The following is a 25565-nucleotide window of genomic DNA, read 5'->3' on the forward strand; positions in this document are numbered from 1 at the left end:
ATCAGCGGGGCGCGGACTCCGTATTGGACCGCCCGGCGGATCGGTGGAAACGTGCCCGGCATGAACTTCGCCGACGCCGACCCCGCGCTGCGCCCGCTGCTGTCCCGCCACGTCGACGCGATGCACCGCGTCGACCCGGTGCTGCACGACGTCGGCGAGGTCGCGGCGGGCAGGCTCGACGAACTGGCGGCCGTCGCCGACGCGAACCCGCCCCGGCTGCGGCAGTACGACGCGAACGGCGACCGCGTCGACGAGATCGTGCACCACCCGGCCTACGCCGAGATGTCCCGGCTGGCGTTCGAGCGGTTCGCCTTCGCCGCGATGTCGCACCGGCCCGGCGTGCACGGCTGGCCGACGACCGTCCCGCACGTGGTGAAGTACGCGCTGTCCTACGTGTTCGTGCAGGCCGAGTTCGGGCTGTTCTGCCCGGTGTCGATGACCGACTCGGCCGCGCGCGTGCTGCGCCGGTTCGGCGATCCGGACGTCTTCGCCCGCGAGATCGACGGGCTCACCTCGACCAGCTTCGACTCGCTGCTGACCGGCGCGATGTTCATGACCGAGAAGCAGGGCGGCAGCGACGTCGGGCGGACCGCCACCGAGGCCCGGCCGGACGGTGCGCACTGGTTGCTGAACGGGCACAAGTGGTTCGCCTCCAACACCGCCGCGGACGTCGTGCTGACGCTGGCGCGGGTTCCCGGCGGTGCGGCCGGGACCCGGGGGCTCGGCATGTTCCTGGTCCCCCGGCTGCGCCCGGACGGCAGCCGCAACAGCTACCGGATCGACCGGCTCAAGGACAAGCTCGGCAGCCGTTCCATGGCCAGCGGCGAGGTCACCCTCGCCGACGCCTACGCACTGCCGGTCGGCGAGTTGTCCGCGGGTTTCCGGCAGATGGCCGAGATGGTCAACGTCTCGCGGCTGTCCAACGCGATGCGCGCGGTGGCGCTGATGCGGCGCGCGGTGCACGAGTCGGTGTCCCACACCCGGCAGCGGATCGCCTTCGGCCGGCCGCTGTTCGACCAGCCGCTGATGCGCCGCACGCTGCTGCCGATGCTGCTGCGCGCCGAGGCGGGGCTCGGATTCGTCCTCGAAGCGGCGGCGACCCTGGACCGCGCCGACGCCGGGGACGACGAGGCCCGTCGGCTCGTCCGCGTGCTCACCCCGCTCGGCAAGCACCACCTGTGCAAGCAGGCGCGGGTGGTGACCGGGGAGGCGATGGAGGTCCGCGGCGGCAACGGCTACGTCGAGGACTGGGTGAACCCGCGCCTGGTCCGCGACGCGCACCTCGGCTCGATCTGGGAGGGGTCGAGCAACGTCATCGCCCTCGACGTGCTGCGCTGCGTGCGCAAGGACGCGGCGCACGAACTGCTCGCGGACACCGCGCAGCGGTGGCTGGAGGGCATCGCGGACCCCGACGTCGCGGCCGTCGCCGAACGCCTGGCTCCCGACGTCGACCGGCTCCGCACCACCGGCAGGTCGCTGCTCGCGGCGCCCGACGAGCACGCCGAGGCGGCCTGCGGCGACTTCGCCGAGCTGGCCGCCGAGACGATCACGGCGGCGCTGCTGCTCGACCAGGCCGACCACGAGTCCCGCACCGGTCTCGGACCCCGCAAGCGCCTCGTCGCCGACGCCTACCTCGACCTCGTGCACACCCGCACCGCGTCGCCAGAGGCGCTGCACCACCTCCCCGACCTGGTATGACCGGCGTCAGCCGGTGGGCAGCCGCTTCTCGAACCAGTGCTCGGCGTACCGGCCGTCGTTGTAGGCGGGGATCTCGGCGAACCCGTGCTTGGCGTACAGGTTGCGGGCCTCGACGAGGTCACCGCGGGTGTCCAGGCGCAGCGCGGCCGCGCCGAGGGAGCGGCCGTGCTGCTCGCAGGCCGCCAACAGCCGCCCGCCACCGCCGCGACCGCGCAGCTCGGGCCGCACGTACATCCGCTTGATCTCGGCGACGTCCGGGGACAGCAGGCGCAGTCCGACGCATCCGGCGGGTTCGGTGCCGTACCGGGCCTGGGTCAGCGGAAGAGGCGGAAGAACCCGCGCACCTGCTCGACCAGCGACTCCGGCTGCTCCAGGGCGGCGAAGTGGCCACCTCGCGGCAGTTCCTCGAACCAGCGCAGGTCGGTGAACCGCAGCTCGGCCTCCCGCCGCGAGGGGCGGGTTATGTCGCGCGGGTAGATCGACAGCCCGGACGGCGCGGTCACCTTGTCCCGGAAGTTGGCGAAGCTTTCCCAGTACAGGCGCGCCGAAGATGGGGCTGACGCGGTGAACCAGTAGACCGAGATCTCGTCGAGGATCTGCTGCCGCGACACCGCGTCCTCGGGATGGCCGTTGTTGTCGGTCCAGGCCCAGAACTTCTCGGCGATCCAGGCGGCCTGCCCCGCCGGGGAGTCGGTGAGGCCGTAGCCGAGCGTCTGCGGCCGGGTCGACTGGATCGCCGAGTACCCCCGGCCGGTGCGCTGCATCTCCTTGTCGGCCTCCAGATTCGCCAGCTCCGCGGGCGTCGGGTCGTCGAACGTGCCCGCCGCCACGGATCCCAGGTTCAGGTGCACGCCGGCGACCCGCTCGGGCGCTACCTCGCCCAGCGCGCCGGACACCGCGGAACCCCAGTCACCGCCCTGCGCGCCGTAGCGCTGGTACCCCAGCGAGACCATCAGCGTGTCCCAGGCGCGCGCGATGCGCGTGATGCCCCACCCGGTCGCCGTCGGCTTGTCACTCCAGCCGTACCCGGGCAACGACGGCGCGACCACGTGGAACGCGTCCGCCGGGTCCCCGCCGTGCGCGCGCGGGTCGGTCAGCGGGCCGAGGACCTCCAGGAACTCCAGCACCGAACCCGGCCAGCCGTGCGTGAGCACCAGTGGGAACGCGTTCGGCTCCGGCGAGCGCACGTGCAGGAAGTGGATGCCCAGCCCGTCGACGGTGTCGCGGTACTGCGGGAAGGCGTTCAGCCGCTCGGCGAACCCGAAGTCGTAGTCCTCGGCCCAGCTACGGCACAGCTCCTGCGCATACGCCAGCGGTACCCCCTGCGACCAGTCGTCCACTGTCTCGGGCTCGGGCCACCGCGTCCGTCGCAACCGGTCACGCAGATCCGCGATCTCGGCTTCGGTGATGCTGACCTCAAAGGGCTCGGGGGCCACAGCTGGCTCGCTTTCTGTCAGGACTTGCTGGGCTGAAAGTCGACGGCGTCGTGGGGTTCCGCTGGATATCGGGCGCCGGGGCGCCGGGTCACGGCGAGGACGAGTCCGGCCAGGGGAAGTACCGCCAGCCCGGCGAGGGCCACCGGCACCGACACGATGCCGGCCAGGCCCGCGACAGCGGCCGGACCGATCCCGCCACCCAGGTTGATCATGAAGGTGAGTAGGCCCTGTGCGGTGTCGCGATCGTGTGCGGTGACCAGTTCCGGTGCGAGGCCCACCAGCACGGCCTGGGCACCGGCGAACCCGCACACGGTCAGCGCCACGCCGACGACGACCGGGACCGGCCCGTTGAACACCCCGACCACGAGCACGCCGACGGCGGTGAGTGCCGCAAGCCCGGCCGAGACCTGCCACGCGGTGAACCGTGCGGTCACGGTGCCGGCCAGCCGCCCTGCCAGCACCGAGCAGGCGGCGGCCGGGACCAGCAGCGCGCCGGCTTCGAGGGCGTCACCGCCGGTGGCCTGCTCGATCAGGGACGGGGCGAGGAACAGCACCCCGTAGTAGCCGGCGAAGACGGTCCCGCCGACGAGCCCGGCCGCCAGGACGCCGCGGGCCGCGATCACCCGCCGAGGCACGAACCCGTCGGGCCTGCGCCGCACGCGCCACCACAGTCCCGCCGCGGCGAGCACCCCGGCGGCAGCCACGGCAAGCGTGACCGGAGCGGGCAGGCCGACCGAGTGCGCCTGCAACACCGTGATCAGCGACCCGGCGAGTACCGACAGCACGGCCGCGCCGACGACGTCCAGTCGCCCGGCCGCACCGTCGCGGTCACCGCCACCGATCCGCGTCAGCGCGCGCCTACTCGGCAATGCGGCCAGCAGGAGGGGCATCGCGAGGACCGGGATCGCGAGCACGGCACGCCACCCCAGCCACGCGGTGACCGCCCCGCCCACCAGGGTGCCGCACGCCGACGCCGTCGCGCTGGCGGCTGCGACCGTTCCCAACGCGCGCAGCCGGTGCTGCCCGGCAAGGGCGGTGGCCGCAGCGAAGACGGCGATCACGGTCGTACCCGCCCCGGCACCACCGATCAGTCGACCGACGATCACGGCCGGCAACGTCGGGCCTGCCGCCGCGAGCGCGGAGCCCGCGGCGAGCGCCACGACCCCGGCGACGAGGACCCGGAAGGGGCTCCACCGCGCCAGCAGCCGACCCGTGACCGGCATTGCCAGCGCCGAGGTCAGCGACCACGCGGCGAGGATCCATGCCGTGGCCGCGAACGGCACTCCGAGCGCGCGGCCGATCGCCGGCAGCGCCACCGACGGAGCCCCCAATGCGACGTACATCGGCAGCACCAGCATCCCCAGGACCAGTCCCAGCCGACGCCCGTCCGGGCCGTGGGCAGATCCCCCGCTGAGGGGCCCTCCCGACCGGATCGGCTGCGGCATCGTCGTCTCCACCCAGGTATATTGTGACATGTGAAAGCTAATACGCGTGTCACTGTACGAACGGTGGGGAGACACGTCAAATGCTAGATGCGTGTCACAGGCCGTCGGCGGTGGAGACGGCCGTCGATCTCGCCAATACCTTGAGGCCGATCAAGGGAGAGGACGCGCTGGAGACCGTGGAACAGCTCCAGGGCTTCCTCGACGACCATCCGCCTGCCGGACCGGGCGAGCCTTCGAGTTCGGCCACGGACCGGGGGACCGGTCGATGGCGGCGTCTGACCCGCACCGACCTGACGGAGGTCCGCGCACTGCGCGAAACGGTGCGCGGTGTGCTCGAACGAGCGAGCACCGACGCGGTCGGAGCTGCGATGCTGATCAACGAGGGTCTGCGCCGCAGCCGAGCCACTCCGGCGCTGCGCCACGATCACGGCCGCTGGTGGACCGAGGTCACCTCCGACACCGACCGCTGCGCCGCGCACCTAGCCGCGACCACGCTCAGCGCGCTGGCTTCCGTGATCGCTGCGCTCGGTCCGACTCGTCTCGGCGTATGCGCCGGGCCCAGCTGCCGGGCCACCTTCGTGGACCTCTCACGCAACGGCTCGAAGCAGTACTGCACCCGAACCTGCGCGCACCGCGCCAGCGTCGCGGCCTACCGGAGCCGGCGCAGCAACAGCTGAGCATCGGAACATGACCCTCTCAGGTCGGCTCCGGGTCCCGTCGGAGCTGGTGGTCGGGGCCGGCGTGTGGATGGCAGCGGGTCTCGGCCAGGTAGGGCGTGAGCCCGAGGACGGTTGCTCGCTGGGTTGAGCGAGGTCGGGTCACGCCAGCCTTGACGCTGCCTGGCGGTGCCCACCGGTTCCAGCTGGACGACGTGGTCGAGCAGCTGCGGGCGCTCAGGGGTCACCAGGGAGACCAGCAAGCGCACCCGCAGCGCGATGGGCGGTTCCTGCGGGTCGACCCGCACTCGTTTTTCACGCGCGGGCCGCGCTTGTGCGCGCGAGCCGCGCGAGGAGGTTTCGCGACCTCGGCGTTGGGCACTCGTGGTGGGAGGAGTCCAGCGGAGGTGTCCATGGTTGAGCGCGCGACCGGGGCCCGCACCTGGAGCGCCGTCCTGGACGTCGAGGGTGCGTTCCTGGTGGCGTTGGGGCTGCTCGCGCTGGCCGGGGCGGGTTGGCACCCCTCGCACGACGTCGCCGTGCTGGGCGTGTTCCACCTGAACACCGCGCACGCCGTGCTGCTGGTCGTGGTCGGGGCGTTCGCCCTGGCGGCCTCGCCGTTCCGGCGCGGGATGCTGGTGTTCGCGACGGTGCAGATGGTCGGCGGGGTGCTGCTGTTCCTCTACGGCACCGCGGAGAGCACGGTGTCGCCGACGCGCACCGCCCTGGAACTGGGACCGGCGGAGAACTTCCTGCACGCCGGCTTGGCCGTCCTCGGCTTCATCGTCCTCTGTGGAGTGTCGGCGGCGCGTCCGGGGCGCGGCGAGCGGCACCGGCGGCGGCCCCCGTCCGGTTTGCGTCCCCGCATCGGCGGGTAGGCGGCCGGACGAGCCGACGAACCTGCGAGGTGAGCTGATGGCGGAGCTGGTGTCCGACCACGTCCTGAAACGACTGCGCGAGTGGGGCGTCGAGAAGGTCTTCTCCTACGCCGGGGACGGGATCAACGGCCTGCTGGCGGCCTGGGACCGAGCGGGTGACCGGCCGCGGTTCGTGCAGGCGCGGCACGAGGAGCTGGCCGCCTTCGAGGCCGTCGGCTACGCCAAGTTCTCCGGCCGCGTGGGGGTGTGCGCGGCGACCTCGGGGCCTGGCGCGATCCACCTGCTCAACGGGCTGTACGACGCCAAGCTCGACCACGTGCCGGTGGTGGCGATCGTCGGGCAGACCGCGCGCAGCGCGATCGGCGGTTCCTACCAGCAGGAGGTCGACCTGCACTCGCTGTACAAGGACGTCGCCGCCGACTACGTGCAGACCGTGACGGTGCCGCAGCAGCTGCCGAACGTGCTGGACCGGGCCATGCGGACCGCGATCGCGCGGCGCACCGTCACCGCCGTGATCATCCCCGGGGACGTGCAGGAGCAGCCGTACGAACCACCGGCCCACGAGTTCAAGATGGTGCCCTCCAGCCTCGGGCTGTCCGGCACCCGGATGGTCCCGCCCGCCGACGAGCTGCGCCGGGCCGCCGAGGTGCTCAACGACGGGAGCCGGGTCGCGATGCTGGTCGGTCAGGGCGCCCGCGACGCCGCGGCCGAGGTGCGGGAGGTCGCCGACGTGCTCGGCGCCGGGGTCGCGAAGGCGTTGCTGGGCAAGGACGTGCTGTCCGACGAGCTGCCCTACGTCACCGGGGCGAGCGGCCTGCTGGGCACCCGCCCGTCGTACGAGCTGATGCGCGACTGCGACACGCTGCTGGTGGTGGGGTCGAGCTTCCCGTACAGCCAGTTCCTGCCCCAGCTCGACCAGGCGCGGGCGGTGCAGATCGACATCGACCCGACGTTCATCGGCATGCGCTACCCGTTCGAGGTCAACCTGCTCGGCGACGCCCGCGCCACGCTGCGCGAGCTGCTCCCGATGCTGCGGCGCAAGGAGGACCGCTCCTGGCGCGAGAGCGTGGAGGAGGGCGTGCGCCGCTGGTGGACGGTGATGGAACGGCGCGCCGGGGTGGACGCCGAACCGATCAACCCGGAACGGGTCTTCCACGAGCTGGACCCGCTGCTGCCCGACGACGCGATCCTGACCTCGGACTCGGGGTCGGCCGCCAACTGGTACGCCCGGCACCTGCGGATCCGCGGCCGGATGCGCGGTTCGCTGTCCGGGACGCTGGCGACCATGGGGCCGGGGCTGCCCTACGCGACCGGCGCGAAGTTCGCCCACCCGGACCGGCCGGTGCTGGCGCTGGTCGGCGACGGCGCGATGCAGATGAACGGGATCAACGAGCTCATCACCATCGCGCACTACTGGCGCGAGTGGGCCGATCCGCGACTGGTGGTGGCGGTGCTCAACAACGGCGACCTCAACCAGGTCACCTGGGAACTGCGCGCGATGGGCGGAGCCCCGCAGTTCCTGCCGTCCCAGCGGTTGCCGGACTTCGGCTACGCCGCGTTCGCCGACTGCGTCGGCCTGACCGGGCGCAAGGTCGACGACCCGGCGGAGATCACCGGCGCGTGGCGGTGGGCGTTGGACGCCGACCGGCCGTGCATCCTGGAGTTCGTCACCGACCCGGCGGTGCCGCCGATCCCGCCGCGCGCCGACTTCGACCAGGTGGAGAAGGTCACCTCGGCGCTGCTCAAGGGCGATCCCGAGGCGTGGTCGGTGGTCCGCGAGGGCGTCAAGGCCAAGGTCCAGGAGTTCCTCCCCGAAAGATGACCACAGTGGACAGTGGTGCCGATCCGGTGCTCCGGTCGGGGGCGGCGGGATAAGCTGCGGGCATGGTGGGTTCGATGCTCGGGAACGAGGTCCAGCGGGTCGAGGACCCGGACCTGCTCCGCGGTCGGGGCACGTACGTCGGCAATCTCGCTCCGGAAGGGGTGGTGCACCTCGGCTTCGTCCGGTCGCCGCTGGCGCACGCCGAGGTGACCGCGGTCGACACGTCGGCCGCGGCGCAGGCGCCGGGGGTGATCACCGTGCGCACCGCGGCGGACCTGGACCTGCCCGCTCCGCAACCGTTCGGGGAGCTGAACCCGCGCTGCCGCCGCCCGCCGCTGGCCACCGACCGGGTGCGCTTCGTCGGCGAGCCGGTCGCGGTGGTCGTCGGCGAGTCCCCGGCGGCGGTCGCCGACGCCCTGGAGCTGGTCGACGTCGACTACGAGCCGCTGCCCGCCGTCGCCGACCCAGAGCAGGCCCTGCGGCCGGACGCGCCCCGGCAGTTCCCGGAGCTGGACGGCAACGTGGCCGGCGGCTACCGCGACCCCGCGGGCGCGGATGTGCTGTCCGGGGCCGACGTCGTGGTGCGCGCCCGGATCGAGAACCAGCGCGTCGCCGTCGTCCCGCTGGAGGGCAACGCGATCCTCGCCGAACCGGGCGGTCCGGACGCCGAGCACGACGTGGTCGTGCACGTGTCGACCCAGATGCCGCACGCGCTGCGCGATGCCGTGGCCGGGACGTTCGGCTGGCCCGCCGAGCGGGTGCGGGTCATCGCACCGCACGTCGGCGGTGCCTTCGGCGGCAAGGTGGGGCTGGTGCCGGAGCACGCCGTCGCCATCGCGCTCGCCCGGGAGCTGGGGCGCCCGGTGAAGTGGGTCGAGACCCGCTCGGAGAACATGCAGGCGATGCCGCACGGGCGGGCCCAGGTGCAGTACGCGGAGCTGGGACTGCGCCGCGACGGCAGCATCGTGGGCCTGCGCTGCCGGGTCGTCGGCGACGCCGGGGCCTACGGCGGGTTCGGCGGTGGGCTGGCGCTGGGCCCGACGCGCACGATGGCGCAGGGCGTCTACGAGATCCCGCGGATCAGCTACGACGCGGTCGCCGCGCTGACCAACACCACTCCGGTCGGCGCGTTCCGCGGCGCCGGGCGGCCGGAGGCGGCGGCGATGCTGGAGCGGCTGATCGACCTGGCCGCGGTCGAGCTCGGCGAGGACCCGGTGGCGTTGCGGCGCAAGAACTTCCTGCACCCGCAGAAGTTCCCGTACACCACCGTGACGGGAGCCGACTACGACAGCGGTGACTACGACGTGCCGCTGACCGAGGCGCTGCGGCTGGCCGGGTACGAGCAGCTGCGCGCCGAGCAGGCCCGCCGCATCGAGGCCGACGAGCGGCTGCTGCTGGGCATCGGGGTGAGCACGTACGTGGAGATCACCGGTGGCGGCAGCGGCGAGTACGCCGAGGTCGAGGTGCACGAGGACGGCGCCCGCATCAAGGTCGGCACGTCCGCGCACGGCCAGGGCCACGCGACGTCGTTCGCCATGATCGTGGCCGACACGCTGGGCATTCCGATGCAGGCCGTGGAGTTCGTGCAGTCCGACACCGCGCGGGTGCCGCGCGGTTCGGGGACCGGCGGGTCGCGGTCGTTGCAGATCGGCGGCAGCGCCGTGCAGCGGGCGGGCGAGGAGGTGCTGCGCCGAGCCAGGGAGCTCGCCGCGTCCCGGCTGGAGGCGTCGGTGGACGACATCGAGCTCACCGATGACGGCGAGCTCGGCGTGGCCGGGGTGCCCGCAGCGACGCTGACCTGGGCGGAGCTGGCCCGGGCCGCCGCCGAGGACGGCGGCGCGCTGGCCGCGCACGTCGATTTCCGGCCCGGTGGTGCGACGTTCCCGTTCGGCGCGCACGTCTCGGTCGTCGAGGTCGACGTGGAAACCGGGCGGGTCCGGCCGGTGCGGCACGTCGCGGTCGACGACTGCGGCCGCGTGCTCAACCCGCTCCTCGTGCGCGGTCAGCAGCACGGCGGCGCGGCGCAGGGCATCGCGCAGGCGCTGTGGGAGCAGGTCACCTTCGACGCCGAGGGCAACCCGGCCAACGGCACGCTGGCCGACTACACCATCCCGTCGGCGGCGGACCTGCCGTCGCTGGAGACGGCCAACACCGAGACCCCGACCCCGCGCAACCCGTTGGGCGCCAAGGGGATCGGCGAGTCCGCCACCATCGGCTCCACCCCGGCGGTGCAGAACGCGGTGGTGGACGCGCTGCGCCACCTCGGCGTCCGCCACGTCGACATGCCGGCGACGCCGGAGCGGGTGTGGCGGGCGGTCCGCGCCGCCCGCGACGGGCGCGCCGGCGTGCCGTGGCAGGAGCCGCCGGAGGTGTTCGCGACCCTGCCGCTCCGCGACGCCGGCGCACCGGACGACGCCGACGAGGCAGTGGTCTGAAACGCCCGCCCGCGCAGCCGTCCCGGTCACCGCGGCCGCGGGCCCGCGAAGTCGCCGCGGTCCGGGACTTTCGGCCCTTCGGGCGGGACGGGCGGTGTACTCCCGTGGAAGGTGTCCCGGAGCGCAGGGAGCCGCCGTATGGACGATGTCCGGTGCGAACGCCGATGGGTGGGCGACGGGTGGCGCGAAGCCCGCTCGCAGCGCTGCATGACCAACCTCGGAATGCTGCGCGAGCCGCTGGCGGGCATCGAGCTCGACACCCGCGACCACGCCGCGCTGACCTGGCTGGCCGACCAGGACGTCGAGACGGTCGCGCTGATCCGCAGCCTGTTCGAGCGAGCCCGCGCAGCCGGGCCGATGTGCCCCAGCAGGTCTTTGAACTCGTTTTGAGTTGGACATACATCAGGAGGGGCTTCCGGAGTCGAGACGGCCGCTGAGGTTCCGCCGCCGGCACCGCCACCCAAAACGAGTTCGAAGACAGGCACTGAGGTTCCGCCACCGGCACCGCCTCGCAAAACGACTTCAAAGACTGGCTCTGCGGCGGGAGCGGTAGGTGCGCATCTTGTGGCGGGCTCCGCAGATGTCCATGCTGCACCAGGTGCTGTTGTTGGCGGGGGAGCGGTCGTAGAACAGCCACCGGCAGTCGGGTGCGCGGCACACCTTCAGCCGTCCGGCGCGTCCCGCCAGGTCCTCGGTCAGCAGCACGGCCAGCACTCGGCCGATCACGCCGTCCACCGCCGAACCGGCGCGCACCGGGATCGACGGCGCGCCGTGCTGCCAGCGCGGGGGCGCCAGCAGCCGGGCGGCGAACTCGTTGGCCGCCGCGGAGTCCTCCCCGGCCAGGTGGGTGCGGATCGCCTCGCGGGCGCGCACGAGTTCCCGCCGGGCCGCGTCGTCCAGTTCCACGGCGGCCTCGTGCCACTCGCGGTCGCGCAGCCACCGGCGGGTGCCGTCGAGGTCGGCGAAGGCGTCCTCCTCGTGCAGGAAGCGGGCCGAGTTGCCGAAATCCTCCACGGTCCGCAACGGTTCCGGGGCGGCAGGCCGGTCGTACACCACGTCCCGATTTTACCGGTAGCGCCCAGCTGCCGGTAACGTTACCCTCTAATGCGTAGAGCCAGTAACGAGGAGGTCGTCATGGACTGGACGCTGCCGGAGCGGTACGACACGCCGCGGGGCGTGGTGCGGTGGGCGCGGTTCGGCGCGGGCGAACCCGTCGTCCTGCTGCACGGGACCCCGTTCTCCTCCTACGTGTGGCGCGAGATCGCCGCCGCGCTCGCCTCGCGGCACACCGTGCACGTCTGGGACCTGCTCGGGTACGGGCAGTCGGAGATGCGCGACGGCCAGGACGTCTCGCTGGCGGCCCAGCAGGAGGTGTTCGCCGACCTGCTGCGCCACTGGGGGCTGGACCGCCCGGCGGTGGTGGCGCACGACTTCGGCGGCGCGGTCGCGCTGCGCACCGCACTGCTCGACGGAGCCCGCTACGGACGCCTCGCGCTGCTCGACGCGGTCAGCGTCCGGCCGTGGGGGTCGGACTTCTTCCGGCTGGTGCGCGACCACTCCGAGGTCTTCGCGGCGCTGCCGCCGCACCTGCACGAGGCCCTGGTCCGCCGCTACGTCAGCACCGCCGCGCACCGCGAACCGCGCCGCGAGGTCCTCGACGCGCTCGTCGCGCCCTGGCTCGGCGAGCGGGGGCAGGCGGCGTTCTACCGCCAGATCGCCCAGGCCGACGAGCACTACACCGCGGAGGTCGAGGACCGCTTCGGCGAACTCGACTGCCCGGTGCTGATCGCCTGGGGCGAGCAGGACGGGTGGCTCCCACCGGACCGCGCGAGGCGGCTGGCCGAGGCGATCCCGCACGCCCGCCTGGAGTGGCTGCCGGACGCGGGACACCTGGTCCAGGAGGACTCCCCGGCCCGGCTGACCGCGCTGCTGACCGATTTCCTGGCGGCGTAGCCGGCTCAGCCCAGCGCCCGGTCCAGGCGGGTGAGGATCTCGTCGAGCAGCGGCAGCGAGGTGGCGTGGTTGAACCGGACGAATCCCCGGCCGACGGCCGAGTCCGGGGGCGCGAAGTCGGTGCCCGGGTTGACCCGGACCCGCGCCTTCTCCAGCAGGATCCCGGCGGGGTCGGCGCCGAGACCGGTCGCGCGCAGTTCCAGCCACGCCAGGTAGCCGGCCTGGCCGGGATGCCAGCGCACGTCCGGGCGGTCGGCGACCCAGGTGCGCAGCCGGTCCCGGGTGCGGTCCAGGTAGGCGCGCACGGACGCGAGCCAGCCGCCGTCGTCGCGCCACAGCGCCGCGGCCGCCGCCAGCCCCGGCACCGATGCCCGGCGCTCGTAAGGGGGCAGCCCGTCGACGACGTGGCGGGTGGCCTCCTCGCCGAGCAGCACCGCCGATTTCAGGCCCGGGATGTTCCACGCCTTCGACGCGCTGGTGACGGTCACCGCGTGGGAGGCGGCGAGGTCACCGGTCGCCGCGTAGGGGACGAACCCGGCGCCGTCGGCCAGCAGCGGCGCGTGCACCTCGTCGCTGACCACCGCGGCTCCGCGGCGGTCGGCCAGCGCGGCGAGGGCGCGCAGCTCGTCGGGGGTCCACACCCGCCCGGTCGGGTTGTGCGGGTGGCACAGCAGGACCGCCCGCGCCCCACCGGCCAGCGCGGCGTCGACGGCGTCGAAGTCGATCGCCCACCCCTCGTCGGTGTCGCGGAGCGGGCAGGCCCGCAGCGGGCGGTCCAGTTCCGCGAGCAGCCGCAGGAACGGCGGGTACGCCGGGGTCAGCAGCACGACGCCGTCGCCGGGCTCGGTCAGCGCCCGCAGCGCCGCCTCCAGTCCCGCCATGACGTCGGCGACCGGCGCCACCAGCGCCGGGTCCGGGCGGCGGCCGTGCTCGCGCGCGGACCAGTCGGCGAACGCGGCGGCGTAGTCGTCGGTGAGCGGGTACCCGAGCTCACCGCGTTCGATCACGGCGCGGGCGGCCTCCCGCGCGACCGGGCACAGCGGGTAGTCCATCTCGGCGATCCAGGCGGGCAGCACGTCGTCGTCGACGTCGGCCCACTTCGTCGTCCGCCGCTGCCGGAGATCGGTCTCGCGCAGCGCGTCGAGGGTGGCGTGCAGATCGTCCATCCCGCGATTGTGCGATCCCGACGACCCGCGGGGCGAGGCTTCAGAGCCGTCCGGTCGCGCCCAGCAGGTCGAGCAGCCGGTCGACGAACGCCGCCTGCGCCGGGTTGATCTTCTCGCGGGCAGTGCCGGGGTCGAACCACTCGGCCCGGTCGACCTCCGGGAAGCGCTGGCGCCGCCCCGAGCGCGGCGGCCACTCGATCTCGAAGTCGTTGCTGCGCAACGCGGACGCGTCGAAGTCCCGTTCGGCGGCCCAGGCGGTGACCACCTTGCCGTTGCGCTGCCGGACCTCGCCGAGCTCGACCAGCTCGACGTCGTCGAGCGCGAGCCCGGTCTCCTCTTCGAATTCCCGCAGGGCCGCGGCGCGGGGCTGCTCGTCGGCCTCGTGCTCGCCCTTGGGCACCGACCAGGCACCGGCGTCCTTGTTCTTCCAGAACGGGCCGCCGGGGTGCACCAGCAGCACCTCGGGCCGTCCGGCGACGAGCCGGTACAGCAGGATTCCCGCGCTGCGCTTGCCCACCGGTCACCTCCCGCGTCGGTTCGCCGACCAGTGTCGCATGTGGACCGGTTGCCACCGGCGGGGAACCCGCCCGATGCTGGCGGGGTGGAGCGGGTGGTGCTGCACGTCGACCTGGACCAGTTCATCGTGGCCGTCGAGCTGCTGCGCCGCCCCGAGCTGCGCGGACGGCCCGTGCTGGTCGGCGGCACCGGCGATCCCACCCGGCGCGGGGTGGTGGCCGGCGCCTCCTACGAGGCCCGCGAGCACGGTGTCCGCTCCGGGACACCGCTGCGCACCGCCGCCGCCCGCTGCCCGGACGCGGTGTTCCTGCCCGTCGACCGGGACGCCTACCTCGCTGCGTCGGCGACGGTGATGGCCGCGTTGCGCGAGGTCGGCGGGGTGTTGGAGGAGGCCGGGTGGGACGAGGCGTTCCTGCTGGTCGACACCGCGGACGCCGAGCGGACCGCGCACGGGGTGCGGCGGCTGGTGGCCGACCGCAGCGGGCTGTCCTGCTCGGTCGGCATCGGCGACAACAAGCTGCGCGCCAAGCTGGCGTCCGGGTTCGCCAAGCCGGGCGGGGTGTTCCGGCTGGACGTGGGCAACTGGGTCGCGGTGATGGCCGACCGGCCCACCGACGCGCTGTGGGGCGTCGGGAGCAAGACCGCGCGACGGCTCGCCGCCCGCGGCATCGCCACCGTCGGCGAGCTGGCCCGCACGCCGATGACCGATCTCGCCGGGGAGTTCGGCCCGAACACCGGTCCGTGGCTGGTCGCGCTCGCGCACGGCTACGACTCGACGCCGGTCACCGCCGAGCCGTACCGGCCGCGCTCGCGCGGCCGGGAGGTGACCTTCCAGCAGGACGTGCGCGACCCGGGCACCCTGCGCGCCGAGGTCGACCGGTTGGCCGGGGTCGTCGCCGATGACCTGGCCGAGGACGGCGCGCTGGCGCGGCGCGTCGTGGTGAAGGTCCGCGACGCGCGCTTCGCCACGCACACCCACGGCGTCGGCCTGGACTCGCCGACCCGCGACCGGGCCGCGCTCGCCGAAGCCGCCCGCACCGCCCTCGCGCTGTTCCCCCTCGACCGCCCCGTCCGCCTGGTCGGCGTCCGCGCCGAACTCGCCGCGTGACGCCTCAGAGCCCGTCTTCGAACCTGGTACCGAAGGGTTCTCGGTAAGCGGCGTGAGCCGCTTTCTCTTTCGGTGAGTACACCCGCAACCGGCACCGCCACGCAAAAGGAGTTCAAAGACAAGATCAGGGCAGGTGGGGGCGGCTGCCCGGTTCCTGCTGGGGCGGTTTCTGGTCCTTGCCGGGGAATTCGGGTGCGGGCAGGTGTTCGGCCTCGTAGCGGGACAGCGTCAGCGGCCCGCTGGTGTCGGGCAGCACGGGCGGTTCCGCGCCCGGTTCGGCGAAGCGGAACGCCGAGGTGAGGTCGCCGAAGGTGTTGCGGCGCCAGGCCGAGATGTTCGGTTCCTCGACGCCGGTGATCTTCTCCAGGAACCGCAGCTGGGAGGTGTGGTCGAACGGCTCGCCGCACACCCAGCCGCCCGCGGTCCAGGGCGACACGATGATGCACGGGACGCGGAACCCGCCGCCGACCCACAGGCCGTTGCCCGCGGTGCCGCCGGGCGAGGTGCCGTGCACGAACTCGTCCGGGGTGCCCTCCGGCGGGATCGGGGGCACGACGTGGTCGAACAGCCCGTCGTTCTCGTCATAGCTGAGGATGAACGCGGTCTTGGCCCACACGTCCGGGTTCGCCGCGATCGCGTCGATCTTGCTGGCGACGAACGCCGCGCCTTCGGCCGGGGTGTAGTCGGGGTGCTCGGACTGGGTGCTGGTGGTGATGATCCACGACACCGTGGGCAGCTTGTCGTGGCGCGCGTCGTACTCGAACCGGCCCTCCGGGCGGTGCGTGATCCCGTTGACCCGCAACGGCGAGTTCGGCCCCGAATTCCGGTACGCCGCGAAGTTCTCCAGCACGTTGCAGCCGTAGGTGTCGCTCTGCTCGTAGACCCGCCAGCTGACCCCGGCCTCGGTGAGCCGTTCGGCGTAGGTCTTCCAGCGGTATCCGCCGTCCGGCGCCTTGTTGTCCAGGATGGGGCCCGCGTGCTCGCCGTTCGGGTCGATGGTGCCGGTCATCCACATCATCCGGTTCGGCCAGGTGGGGCCGAGCACGGAGCAGAAGTAGCCGTCGCAGATGGTGAACGCCTCCGCCAGCGCGTACTGGAACGGCAGGTCCGCCCGGGTGTGGTAGCCCATCACGTACGGGCCGTTCTTGCCGTCGGCCTTGCGGTGCGCGGCCAGCCAGCCGTCCATCTTCCCGTGGTTGAGCGAGTCGTGCTGCACCTGCCAGGCGTGCGAGGTGGACGGGATCTTCTGCGCGTTCGTCGCGTGCGTGTCGAGGTGGAACGGCAGCGCGTACCCGGCCGGGTTCTGCTCGTCGGGCTGGTAGAACACCGACCTGCCGTCGGGCAGCGTGATCGCGTTCGGGTCGTCGAACCCGCGGACCCCGGACAACGTGCCGAAGTAGTGGTCGAACGAGCGGTTCTCCTGCATCAGCAGCACGACGTGCTCGATGTCGCGCAGCGAACCGCGCGCCGGCGTCCCCTGCGCCAGCGCGCGCCGGACGTTGGGCGGCAGCAGGGACGAGGCGGCAGCGGCGGCCGCCGTTCCCGCGGTGGCCCCGAGCAGTCGACGACGAGTCATTCCGGCCATGGACGCAGCCTCCCGATCGGTGGTGGCAACGGCTCACACCCCGGTCGCCGGGCACGCGCGCCAGCGCCGTTCGGCGAACCCTCGCGGAACAACCCATGACAGTAGTGCCGGGGATCGTCACGCACGTTGGGCGCGTCGGAGTCGCACCGTGCGCGTTTCGGCCCAATCCGGTCCGAACTTCCCACCGGGTCCGGCGAATCCGGCAACGGTTCCACTGTGGACGCGACACCTGGTCGACGCGGTCCGTTGCTTCAGTGCAGGATGAAATCAACGGAAGGGGTCGCGCGCGGGCCCGCAGCGGGCACGGGAGGATCGGGCCGTGGACATCGACGACCGCGACATCCTGCTCACCGCGGCGGAGCGCATCGAGCGGCTGGCCGCGTCCGCCACCTCCGGTGACTGGCGCACCGGTGGTCTGCTGGCGACCCGCCCGGAGGTCATCGCGCACCGCTCCGACGGCTCGACCGAGCACGTGGCCGAGGCGCGCGCGGGCAGCGCCCGGTGGATCGCCGCGTTCTCCCCGGAACTCGCCGGACCGCTCGCCGACTGGCTGCGGTCCACATCGGACGATTCCGCGGTCGAGTTCGCCCGCGCGGTGCTGCGACGGCTTCCCGGATGAGCGTTTCGCCCCGTTCGTCGCGGTTCAGCTCGGCCGCGGCGCCGGTGTGAGCGCCCGGAAACCGGCCGCGCACCGCGCCGCCACGCGGACGACATCGGCCCGGGATCGAATGGCCGAGCCCCTTCACCCGATCCCAGGAGGACGTCGATGCCGATTCCCGTGTCCGCGGCGCTGGCCGACCAGGCGCAGGTCGCCGCGGCGAAGACCGACGAGCTGCGCCGCCCGGGGCGCTACCTCGTCAGCGCGATGCTGGCGGGTGCCTTCATCGGGGTCGCGGTCGTGCTGCTGTTGCAGGTGACCGCTCCGCTGAACGCCGTGCACTCGCCGTGGACGAAACTCGTGCAGGGCCTGGTGTTCGGGATCGCGCTGACGTTGGTGGTGTTCGCCGGGGCGGAGCTGTCCACCGGCAACATGATGACGTCGGTGCACGGACTGGTGACCGGCCGGATCCGGTTCGGTCCGGCCGTCGGGCTCGTCGTCGCCTCGTTCGTCGGCAACCTGCTCGGTTCGGTGCTGTTCGCCGCGGTGGTGCACCACAGCGGGGTGCTCTCGGCGGGCGGCTCGGTGCCGCTGCTGGCGAGCCTGGTCGCGGCCAAGGCGGGCGCCCCGGCCGGTGCGGTGTTCCTGCGCGGCGTGCTGTGCAACTTCCTGGTGTGCCTGGCGGTCTGGATGGCCGCGCGCACCCGGTCCGACGGGGCGAAGCTGGCGGTGCTGTGCTGGTGCCTGCTGGCCTTCGTCGCCTCCGGGTACGAGCACGTGGTCGCGAACATGACGATCTTCTCGCTGGGCCTGTTCGAGCACGTCCCGGCCGCCGGGATCGCCACCTTCGGCCGGAACCTGCTGCTGGCGGGGCTGGGCAACCTCGTCGGCGGCGGCCTGCTCGTCGGTGCGGCCTACGGCGTGCTGGGTCGGTCCCGCCGGAGGTCCCCGGCTCCGGCGGAGGTCGCCGAACCGGAGGCGGTTGCCGCGTGAGTCAGTCCCGGGCGACGTCGGCGGCGATCAGGGCGTCGATCTCGGCGTCGGCGTAGCCCAGCGACCGCAGGATGCGGCGGGTGTCCGCGCCCCGGTCGCGTGGTGCGGAGCGGACGGCGCCGGGCGTGCGGTGCAGCGTCACCGGGAGTCCGATGCCCCGGTAGCCGTCGTGGTCGACGACCATGCCCCGGTGCCGCACGTGCGGGTCGGTGAGCGCCTCCCCGACGTCGTGCACCGCGGTCGCCGGGACGCCGCGGGCGAGCAGGGCGCGGGCCAGCTCGTGGCGCTGCCAGGTCGCGATGCGCCCGGCCAGCAGCGGACGGAGTTCGGCCACGTTGCCGATGCGGTCGGAGTTGGCGGCGAACCGCGGGTCCTCGGCGAGTTCGGGCACGCCGAGCAGGTCGGTGAGGTCGCGGAACTGGCGGTCGTTGCCGACGCCGACGAACAGCAACCCGTCGGCGGCCTCGAACGTGTCGTACGGCGCGATCGAGGGGTGCGCCGATCCGGTCCGGCGCGGGGTGCGGCCGTCGGCCAGCCAGGCCGCGGAGTGCGGGTGCAGCAGCGAGATCGCGGTGTCCAGCAGGGCGCACTCGACGAGTTGGCCGCGACCGCTGCGGTGCCGTTCGTGCAGTGCGAGCAGGATCCCGGAGAACGCGTGGATCCCGGTGACCATGTCGACGATCGGGACCCCGACGCGCAGCGGCGGTCCGCCCGGTTCGCCGTTGATGCTCATCAACCCGCCGTAGGCCTGGGCGATCGCGTCGTAACCGGGCATTCCGCCCATCGGCCCGTCGACGCCGAACCCGGTGATGCGGCAGTGCACGAGCCGGGGGAACCGGCGGCGCACCTCCTCGTCGGGCAGCCCCCAGCGGGCCAGCGTGCCCGCCTTGAAGTTCTCCACCACGACGTCGGCGGAGGCGAACAGTTCGCCGAGCAGCCGCCGCCCGTCGGCAGTGGTGAGGTCCAGGCAGACGTTGGTCTTGTTGCGGTTCAGCGCGTGGTAGTAGGCGCTCGTGCCGTCGTCGACGAACGGTGGTCCCCAACCGCGGGTCTCGTCGCCCGCGGGCGCCTCGACCTTCACGACCTCGGCGCCGTGGTCGGCGAGCAGCTGGCTGCACAGCGGTCCGGCGAGGACCCGGGACAGGTCCAGCACCCGGATTCCGGTGAGGCTGGCGTTCATGGCGGCTCCCGTCGGTCAGTAGGACTTGGGCAGGCCGAGGACGTGGTGGGCGACGTAGTTGAGCACCATCTCCTGGCTGACCGGCGCCAGCCGGAGGATGCGGGCTTCGCGGAAGTAGCGCTCGACGTGGTATTCGCGGGCGTAGCCCATCCCGCCGTGGGTCTGGACGGCCTGGTCGGCGGCCTGGAAACCGGCGTCGGCGCACAGCCACTTGGCCATGTTGGCCTCGCGCCCGCAGGACAGGCCCCGGTCGTAGCGCCACGCCGCGTTGCGGGCCATCAGCTCGGCCGCGTCGAGGCGGGTGACGGCCTCGGCGAGCGGGAAGGCGATGCCCTGGTTGCTGCCGATGGGCCGGTCGAACACGACGCGTTCCCCGGCGTAGCGGACGGCGCGGTCCAGGGCGGCGCGGCCGATGCCGAGCGCTTCGTGGGCGAGCAGGATGCGTTCCGGGTTGAGGCCGTCGAGCAGGTGGCGGAATCCGCGGCCCTCCTCGCCGATGCGCGCGCTGTCGGGCACGAAGAGGTCGTCGATGAGCACCTCGTAGGAGGCCACCGCGTTGCGGCCCATCTTCGGGATGGGCGCCAGGTGCACGTGCGCGGGATCGATGTCGACGAGGAACAGGGTCATCCCGTCGGTCGGCCGCGCGGACTCCGCGCGCGGGGTGGTGCGGGTGATCAGCACCATCTTCTGCGACTGGCCGGCCTTGGTGATCCACACCTTGCGGCCGTTGAGGACGTAGCCGCCGTCGACGCGGCGGGCGGTGGTCGACACCCGCGTGGTGTCGGTGCCCGCGTCGGGTTCGGTGACGCCGAAGCACACGTGCAGCGACCCGTCGGCCGCGGCGGGCAGCACCTCGCGCCGGAGCTGCTCGCTGCCGTGCTTGACGATGGTGTTGAGGCCGAAGATCGTCAGGTGCATCGTGCTGCAACCGTTCATGCCGGCCCCGGACGCGGCGACCTCCTCCAGCAGCAGCGAGGCTTCGAGGATGCCGAGCCCGCCACCGCCGTACTCCTCGGGGATGGCGATGCCGAGCCACCCGCCGTCGGCGAAGGCGCGGTAGAACTCCCACGGGAACGCGCCGTCGGCGTCGTGCCGCGCCCAGTAGTCGTCGGAGAAGCCGCGCGCCAGCTCGCGCGCTCCGGCGCGCAGGTCCCGCTGGTCGGCGGTGAGCTCGAAGTCCATCCGATCCTCTTCCCGCGCGTTCCCAAATACGTATGACTGTGATCCAGTCCTAGCTGTGATCGGCCACACGTGTCAACCGGCAAGATCGTCGTTCGTATATGCGAACGAGCCGAGACATGGGAAAGCCCGGAGGACGCGCGGTCCTCCGGGCTGTTCGGCGCGAGGTGGGTGGTTACTCGACGGCTTCCTCGCCCGCGGCGATGCGCTGCACCCGCTTGCGCACGGCGAACCAGCCGACCACCAGCAGCAGGACGATGCCGGGCAGGCCGTAGATCATGATCCGGCCGGCCGGGTAGTCGAAGTAGCTCAGCGCCAGCACCAGCAGCAGGAACGCCAGCGTGACGTAGTTCGTGACCGGGGCCAGCGGCAGCCGGTAGGACGGCCGCTCGATTTCGCCGCGCCGGGCCCTGCGGACCATCACCAGGTGGCTGATCATGATCATCGACCAGGTGCCGAGGATGCCGACGGCGGAGAAGTTCAGCGCGATCTCGAAGGCGTGGCTGGGCACCACCATGTTGAGGATGACGCCGAGCAGGTAGATGCCCGCGGTCAGGAACACGCCGCCGTAGGGCACGCCGGTGCGGCTCATCTTCGCGGTGAACTTCGGCGCCGACCCGGCCACCGACAGCGACCGCAGGATGCGGCCGGTCGAGTACAGCCCCGAGTTGACGCTGGACAGCGCCGCGGTCAGCACCACCAGGTCCATGATCCCGGCCGCGCCGGGCACGCCGAGCTGGCTCAGGAAGGTCACGAACGGGCTCTCGCCGTCGTGGTAGGCGCTCCACGGCAGCAGCATCACCAGCAGCAGCACCGAGCCGATGTAGAACACCGCGATGCGCCAGCCGACCGCGTTGACGGCCTTGGGGATGACCTTGCGCGGTTCGCCGGTCTCCCCGGCGGTCACGCCGACCATCTCGATCGCGGCGTAGGCGAAGACCACGCCCTGCAGGATCATCAGCGCGGGCAGCACGCCGGCGGGGAAGAAGCCGCCGTTGTCGGTGATCAGGCTCGGGCCGGGGACGTGCCCGCCGACCGGCTGCTGGGTGACCAGCACCACGATGCCGATCACCATGAACACCACCAGCGCCAGCACCTTCACGGCGGCGAACCAGAACTCCAGCTCGCCGAACAGGCGCACCGACACCATGTTGACGCCCAGCACCACCAGGAGCGCCACCAGCGCGGGGATCCACTGCTGCACCTCGGGCCAGAAGAACTGGACGTACTTGGCGGTGGCGGTCACGTCGGCGATGCCGCTGGTGGCCCAGTTCAGGAAGTACATCCAGCCGGCGAAGAAGGCGGCCTTCTCGCCGAGGAACTCCCGCGAGTAGGAGACGAACGAACCCGAGGAGGGCCGGTGCATCACGAGCTCGCCCATCGCCCGCACCACGAAGAACGCGAACACGCCGGCGATCGCGTAGACGACCGCGAGGGCGGGGCCCGCGCTGTGCAGGCGGGAGCCGGCGCCCAGGAACAGGCCGGTTCCGATCGCGCCACCCATGGCGATCATCTGGACCTGCCGGTTGCGCAGCCCCTTGCGGTAGCCGACGTCTTCCTGGCCGAGCCTGGTGGCGGTGGGCCGATCGGGACGTTCGTCCTCGGCCGGAATCGCGTGGTGGTTGGCCATGCTTCCTTTCCTTCACGCCGTGCCGTGGTTCGGCGCATCGGCGCCGGCCGTCGTCGCGGATGATGCCTGAGCGAGCGAGGAGACCGGCGTCACACCGGTTTCGCGGTCCTCGTCACGCGTTTCCCGGATCGTAAGACCGGGTTCGGAGCAGGTGTGCGCGGGGGAGTCGTGCGCGTTCGCCGACGCCCTCGTGCAGTGTGCCCGAGAACGCAGCGCGGCGTGCCGAGATCAGCCGAAAACCGTTGGGCCGAACGGGTTTGGCGATCTCCGCTCCGCGGGTGCGCCGGAGGTCGGAGCACGGGAGCGACCGCTACTCGGCGTAGTGGGATCGGCACTGGCTGGAGTGTCCACAGTGGCTCGGCGTGACCTGGGTCAAATGATCGTTTCGATCCCTATGTCCGCTTTTCCGGCTGATCCACTGTGGAGTCCCGATCTCCACCCGAGGGTTGAGGACGCCCACCCCCGACTCCTCCAGAATAGGGCGGATGGCGGCGGACGGGGGTGTGACGATGGCCGGTGCGGGTAGCGGCAGCCTGGGGCGGGCGGCCGAGTGGCTGGAGCCCGACTCGGTTTGGCGCCGCGTGGTGGGCCTGTTCGTGCTCGGCTGCGTGGACTACGGGATCGTCGCGGCCGGGGGCGCGCGGGACCCGGTGGTGCTGGCGTTGACCGCGGCCGCCTCGGTCGCGTTCCTGTTCCGGTCGGTGGGGCGCGGGTCGCGCCCGTGGGCCGCGATGGCGGCGCTGACGACGACGGGCGTGGCCGGGGGAATGCTCGGGGTGCTCACGCTGGGACCGGCGTTCTTCTTCCCGTTCGTGGCCGCGCACGTGGCCGGGCGCTGGCTGTCCCCGCGGCTGGCGGCCGCGCAGGTGCTGCTGACCATGGCCACCATCGCGGTGCCCGGGCTGCTGCTCGGTCGGCTGGGCCCGCTGGCGGTGCTCGGCCTGTCCGTCGCGCTCGTGGCCGCCGCCCTGACCGGGGTGAACCAGGCGGCCCGGGTGCGGGTGCAGGAGCAGGCCGAGCTCATCGTCGCCGAGCACCAGGTGATCCTCCAGGAGCGGGCGCGCACCGCCGCGCTCGACGAGCGGGCCCGCATCGCCCGGGAGATCCACGACGTGCTCGCGCACAGCCTGTCCGGGCTGTCGGTCCAGCTGGAGGCCGCGCACCTGTTGCTGACCCGGCACGACGACCAGGACCGCGCCGCCGAGCACGTCGAGCGGGCGCGCGGTCTGGCGCGCACCGGGCTGGAGGAGACCCGGCGGGCCCTGCGGGCGCTGCGCGGCGGGACCGCGCGGCCGGACACCGCGGTGGCCGAGCTGGTGGAGTCCTACCGCGCGGACACCGGGTGCGCCGCGTCGCTGCGCGTCGAGGGGACCCCGCGCCCGCTGTCGGCCGAGGCCGGCAACACCGTGCACCGCGTCGCGCAGGAGGCGTTGACCAACGCCCGCAGGCACGCCCCCGGATCGGGAGTCGAGGTGCGGATCGCCTACGAGGAGGAGGCCGTTCGGCTCACCGTGGCCGACCACCGCTCGGATCCGCCCGCCGGGCCGCCGGAGCCCGGCAGCGGGTACGGGCTGGTGGGCATGCGCGAACGCGCCGAACTGCTGGGCGGGCGGCTGTCCGCCGGGCCCGACGGGGACGGCTGGCGCATCGACCTGACGGTGCCCGCGTGAGCGCCCTGCGGGTCGTCGTCGCCGACGACCAGACCGTGGTGCGGGAGGGGCTGGTGGTGCTGGTCGGCCTGCTGCCGGACGTGGAGGTCGTCGCCGCGGCGGCGGACGGCGAGCAGGCGGTGGCGCTGGTCGGCGAGCACCGCCCGGACGTCGTGCTGATGGACCTGCGGATGCCGCGGCTGGACGGGGTGGCCGCCACTCGGCTGGTCCGCGAGCGCCACCCGGGGGTCCACGTGGTGGTGCTGACCACCTACTCCGACGACGAGTCGGTGTTCGCCGCGCTGCGGGCGGGCGCGCGCGGCTACCTGACCAAGGACGCCACGGCGACCGAGATCGAGCAGGCGCTGCGCACCGTCGCGGCCGGGCAGGCGCTGCTGGCGCCGGACGTGCAGCGCCGCCTGGTCGAGGAGCTCGCGGTGCGGGAGGAGAGCCCCCCGCCCCGGGCGGTGCCGGACGGGCTCACCGCGCGCGAGGCCGAGGTGCTGGCGCTGATCGCCGACGGGCTGTCCAACTCCGAGATCGCGGCCGCGCTGGTGGTCACCGAGGCGACCGTGAAGACCCACGTCAACCACCTGCTGGCCAAGACCGGCCGGCGCGACCGCGCCCAACTCGTCGCCTACGCCTACCGCCACGGAGTCGCCGGCGGCTGATCTCCACCCGGGGGTGGAGATCGCGGAATCCACCCGTGGACCGACGATTCCGCGCAGCGGCCCGGCGTAGCGTTCCTCGGCGTCGGCTTCGACTTCGACTTCGAGGAGGACGTGATGGTTCCATCCGATGTGGACGTACGAGGCGGTGCGGCGCGCTCGCCGCTCGTGCGGACGCTGCTGATCAACGCCGCGGCCCCGTTCGCCGCCTACGAGGTCCTCACCTCCGCCGGGATGTCCGAACTCCCGGCGTTGGCCGCGGGGGCGGTGTTCCCGCTGGCCGCGATCGTGGTCGGGGTGGTGCGCGCCCGGCGGGTGGACTGGATCGGCGCGGTGTCGCTGTTGGCGATCGTGCTGAGCCTGGTCGGCGCCGTGGTGCTGGACAGCCCCCGGCTGCTGTTGCTGCACGGTTCGCTGGTCACCGCCTCGGTGGGGCTGGCGTTCCTGGCGTCGCTGGCGGCTCCTCGCCCGGTGGCGTTCGTCATGAGCCGCCAGCGGTTCGCGACCGAGGACGCCCGCGCGGCCCACGACCGGCGCTGGGCGATCCCCGCGGTCCGCCGCGCGTTCCGGGTGGCGACCGGGGTGTGGGGCGGGGGATTGCTCGCCGAGGCGGCGCTGCGCGTCGCACTGTCCTATGTGGTCGGTCCGGGTGCGCTGATGCTGTTGTCGCCGGTGCTGGCGGTCGCCGTGTTCGGTGCGCTGGTGCTGTGGAGCCGCGGCATGCGGGCCCGCGTCCGGGCCCTCGCGCCCGTGCACGCCTGAAGGGGCGCCCGGTGGCGCGCGGGCCTGCCTGCGGCGCGGTGTTGAAACTCGGCAGACTCCTTTTCCGGGAGTGGACGTCGCCGGATCTGCGGGAGGTGCACCGGCGGGGTGGTCGTGCCGGGGACGCCTTCTACCGGGACCGCTGGAACCACCGGGGAAGTCCACAATGGACGCGGAAGCGTTTCAATCCCGGATCGACCGGATTTTC

At 72.9% G+C, this 25565-nt stretch carries 23 protein-coding genes; 13 read left to right on the forward strand and 10 right to left on the reverse strand.

The window, feature by feature from the left end; genetic code table 11:
- Nucleotides 1-60 precede the first annotated feature (60 nt).
- Nucleotides 61-1698, forward strand: a complete 1638-nt coding sequence (locus NV263_RS09780) for an acyl-CoA dehydrogenase family protein (RefSeq protein ID WP_263252363.1) — start codon at nucleotides 61-63, stop codon at nucleotides 1696-1698.
- A gap of 6 nt (nucleotides 1699-1704) precedes the next feature.
- Here the strand turns inward: NV263_RS09780 and NV263_RS09785 are convergent, their stop codons facing one another.
- The 3 genes from NV263_RS09785 to NV263_RS09795 are packed head-to-tail and all read right to left on the reverse strand — an operon-like array spanning nucleotide 1705 to nucleotide 4591.
- Nucleotides 1705-2112, reverse strand: a complete 408-nt coding sequence (locus NV263_RS09785; RefSeq protein ID WP_317630432.1) for a GNAT family N-acetyltransferase — start codon at nucleotides 2110-2112, stop codon at nucleotides 1705-1707.
- Nucleotides 2013-3134 (reverse strand): epoxide hydrolase family protein, encoded by a 1122-nt coding sequence (locus NV263_RS09790; protein WP_263252364.1) that lies wholly within the window; start codon nucleotides 3132-3134, stop codon nucleotides 2013-2015. Before NV263_RS09790 ends, NV263_RS09785 begins: the two co-directional genes overlap by 100 nt.
- Nucleotides 3135-3151: 17 nt before the next feature.
- On the reverse strand, nucleotides 3152-4591 hold the full coding sequence (locus NV263_RS09795) for an MFS transporter (protein ID WP_263252366.1): 1440 nt from the start codon (nucleotides 4589-4591) through the stop codon (nucleotides 3152-3154).
- A 98-nt stretch (nucleotides 4592-4689) separates the two neighbouring features.
- Between NV263_RS09795 and NV263_RS09800 the strand changes: the two genes are divergently transcribed.
- The 5 genes from NV263_RS09800 (at nucleotide 4690) to NV263_RS09820 (ending at nucleotide 10760) form a co-directional block, all read left to right on the forward strand.
- Nucleotides 4690-5256 carry a CGNR zinc finger domain-containing protein gene (locus NV263_RS09800; protein WP_263252368.1) on the forward strand — a complete coding sequence of 189 codons (567 nt, stop codon included), beginning with the start codon at nucleotides 4690-4692 and terminating at the stop codon, nucleotides 5254-5256.
- A gap of 392 nt (nucleotides 5257-5648) precedes the next feature.
- Nucleotides 5649-6113 (forward strand): DUF4383 domain-containing protein, encoded by a 465-nt coding sequence (locus tag NV263_RS09805; RefSeq protein WP_263252370.1) that lies wholly within the window; start codon nucleotides 5649-5651, stop codon nucleotides 6111-6113.
- 37 nt (nucleotides 6114-6150) lie between these two features.
- Nucleotides 6151-7935 (forward strand): thiamine pyrophosphate-requiring protein, encoded by a 1785-nt coding sequence (locus NV263_RS09810; RefSeq protein ID WP_263252371.1) that lies wholly within the window; start codon nucleotides 6151-6153, stop codon nucleotides 7933-7935.
- A gap of 62 nt (nucleotides 7936-7997) precedes the next feature.
- Complete coding sequence (locus NV263_RS09815) at nucleotides 7998-10370, forward strand: xanthine dehydrogenase family protein molybdopterin-binding subunit (RefSeq protein ID WP_263252373.1); 2373 nt, start codon at nucleotides 7998-8000, stop codon at nucleotides 10368-10370.
- 138 nt (nucleotides 10371-10508) lie between these two features.
- On the forward strand, nucleotides 10509-10760 hold the full coding sequence (locus NV263_RS09820) for a hypothetical protein (protein WP_263252375.1): 252 nt from the start codon (nucleotides 10509-10511) through the stop codon (nucleotides 10758-10760).
- A 132-nt stretch (nucleotides 10761-10892) separates the two neighbouring features.
- Here the strand turns inward: NV263_RS09820 and NV263_RS09825 are convergent, their stop codons facing one another.
- Nucleotides 10893-11426, reverse strand: coding sequence for a CGNR zinc finger domain-containing protein (locus tag NV263_RS09825; protein ID WP_263252376.1), 534 nt, complete (start codon nucleotides 11424-11426; stop codon nucleotides 10893-10895).
- A gap of 78 nt (nucleotides 11427-11504) precedes the next feature.
- Here NV263_RS09825 and NV263_RS09830 point away from each other — a divergent pair, with 78 nt between their 5' ends.
- On the forward strand, nucleotides 11505-12323 hold the full coding sequence (locus tag NV263_RS09830) for an alpha/beta fold hydrolase (protein ID WP_263252377.1): 819 nt from the start codon (nucleotides 11505-11507) through the stop codon (nucleotides 12321-12323).
- A 5-nt stretch (nucleotides 12324-12328) separates the two neighbouring features.
- Here the strand turns inward: NV263_RS09830 and NV263_RS09835 are convergent, their stop codons facing one another.
- Together NV263_RS09835 and NV263_RS09840 are read right to left on the reverse strand one after the other, a co-directional pair.
- Complete coding sequence (locus NV263_RS09835) at nucleotides 12329-13489, reverse strand: MalY/PatB family protein (protein WP_263252378.1); 1161 nt, start codon at nucleotides 13487-13489, stop codon at nucleotides 12329-12331.
- A gap of 40 nt (nucleotides 13490-13529) precedes the next feature.
- Entirely contained in the window at nucleotides 13530-14006 is a 477-nt protein-coding gene (locus tag NV263_RS09840; RefSeq protein ID WP_263252379.1) for an NUDIX domain-containing protein, read from the reverse strand.
- Nucleotides 14007-14090: 84 nt separating this feature from the next.
- Here NV263_RS09840 and NV263_RS09845 point away from each other — a divergent pair, with 84 nt between their 5' ends.
- Nucleotides 14091-15113, forward strand: coding sequence for a DNA polymerase IV (locus NV263_RS09845; RefSeq protein WP_263252381.1), 1023 nt, complete (start codon nucleotides 14091-14093; stop codon nucleotides 15111-15113).
- A 124-nt stretch (nucleotides 15114-15237) separates the two neighbouring features.
- Here the strand turns inward: NV263_RS09845 and NV263_RS09850 are convergent, their stop codons facing one another.
- Nucleotides 15238-16698: an alkaline phosphatase family protein gene (locus NV263_RS09850; protein ID WP_263252383.1), complete on the reverse strand. Its 1461-nt coding sequence runs from the start codon at nucleotides 16696-16698 to the stop codon at nucleotides 15238-15240.
- A 319-nt stretch (nucleotides 16699-17017) separates the two neighbouring features.
- Between NV263_RS09850 and NV263_RS09855 the strand changes: the two genes are divergently transcribed.
- Both NV263_RS09855 and NV263_RS09860 read left to right on the forward strand, forming a co-directional pair.
- On the forward strand, nucleotides 17018-17317 hold the full coding sequence (locus tag NV263_RS09855) for a hypothetical protein (protein WP_263252385.1): 300 nt from the start codon (nucleotides 17018-17020) through the stop codon (nucleotides 17315-17317).
- Between the two features lie 147 nt (nucleotides 17318-17464).
- The gene (locus tag NV263_RS09860; RefSeq protein WP_263252386.1) at nucleotides 17465-18289 is read left to right on the forward strand and encodes a formate/nitrite transporter family protein; all 825 of its coding nucleotides are present in this window, start codon (nucleotides 17465-17467) and stop codon (nucleotides 18287-18289) included.
- Between the two features lies 1 nt (nucleotide 18290).
- On the opposite strand, the gene NV263_RS09865 is transcribed toward NV263_RS09860, so the two are convergent.
- The 3 genes from NV263_RS09865 to NV263_RS09875 all read right to left on the reverse strand — a co-directional run bounded on the left by NV263_RS09865 (nucleotide 18291) and on the right by NV263_RS09875 (nucleotide 22161).
- Nucleotides 18291-19469, reverse strand: coding sequence for a CaiB/BaiF CoA transferase family protein (locus tag NV263_RS09865; RefSeq protein ID WP_263252387.1), 1179 nt, complete (start codon nucleotides 19467-19469; stop codon nucleotides 18291-18293).
- Between the two features lie 15 nt (nucleotides 19470-19484).
- A complete protein-coding gene (locus tag NV263_RS09870; RefSeq protein ID WP_263252388.1) occupies nucleotides 19485-20651 on the reverse strand; it encodes an acyl-CoA dehydrogenase family protein in 1167 nt (388 codons plus the stop codon).
- 172 nt (nucleotides 20652-20823) lie between these two features.
- Nucleotides 20824-22161 carry an amino acid permease gene (locus NV263_RS09875; RefSeq protein ID WP_263254148.1) on the reverse strand — a complete coding sequence of 446 codons (1338 nt, stop codon included), beginning with the start codon at nucleotides 22159-22161 and terminating at the stop codon, nucleotides 20824-20826.
- Nucleotides 22162-22763: 602 nt separating this feature from the next.
- Between NV263_RS09875 and NV263_RS09880 the strand changes: the two genes are divergently transcribed.
- The 3 genes from NV263_RS09880 to NV263_RS09890 all read left to right on the forward strand — a co-directional run bounded on the left by NV263_RS09880 (nucleotide 22764) and on the right by NV263_RS09890 (nucleotide 25357).
- Nucleotides 22764-23948 (forward strand): sensor histidine kinase, encoded by a 1185-nt coding sequence (locus tag NV263_RS09880; RefSeq protein ID WP_263252398.1) that lies wholly within the window; start codon nucleotides 22764-22766, stop codon nucleotides 23946-23948.
- The gene (locus NV263_RS09885) at nucleotides 23945-24598 is read left to right on the forward strand and encodes a response regulator (protein WP_263252400.1); all 654 of its coding nucleotides are present in this window, start codon (nucleotides 23945-23947) and stop codon (nucleotides 24596-24598) included. The genes NV263_RS09880 and NV263_RS09885 overlap by 4 nt, the downstream gene beginning before the upstream one ends.
- A 114-nt stretch (nucleotides 24599-24712) precedes the next feature.
- On the forward strand, nucleotides 24713-25357 hold the full coding sequence (locus tag NV263_RS09890) for a VC0807 family protein (protein WP_263252402.1): 645 nt from the start codon (nucleotides 24713-24715) through the stop codon (nucleotides 25355-25357).
- Nucleotides 25358-25565: the final 208 nt, after the last annotated feature.

The organism is Saccharopolyspora rosea (genome assembly GCF_025643595.1).
GTDB classification, from domain to species: Bacteria; Actinomycetota; Actinomycetes; order Mycobacteriales; family Pseudonocardiaceae; genus Saccharopolyspora; species Saccharopolyspora rosea.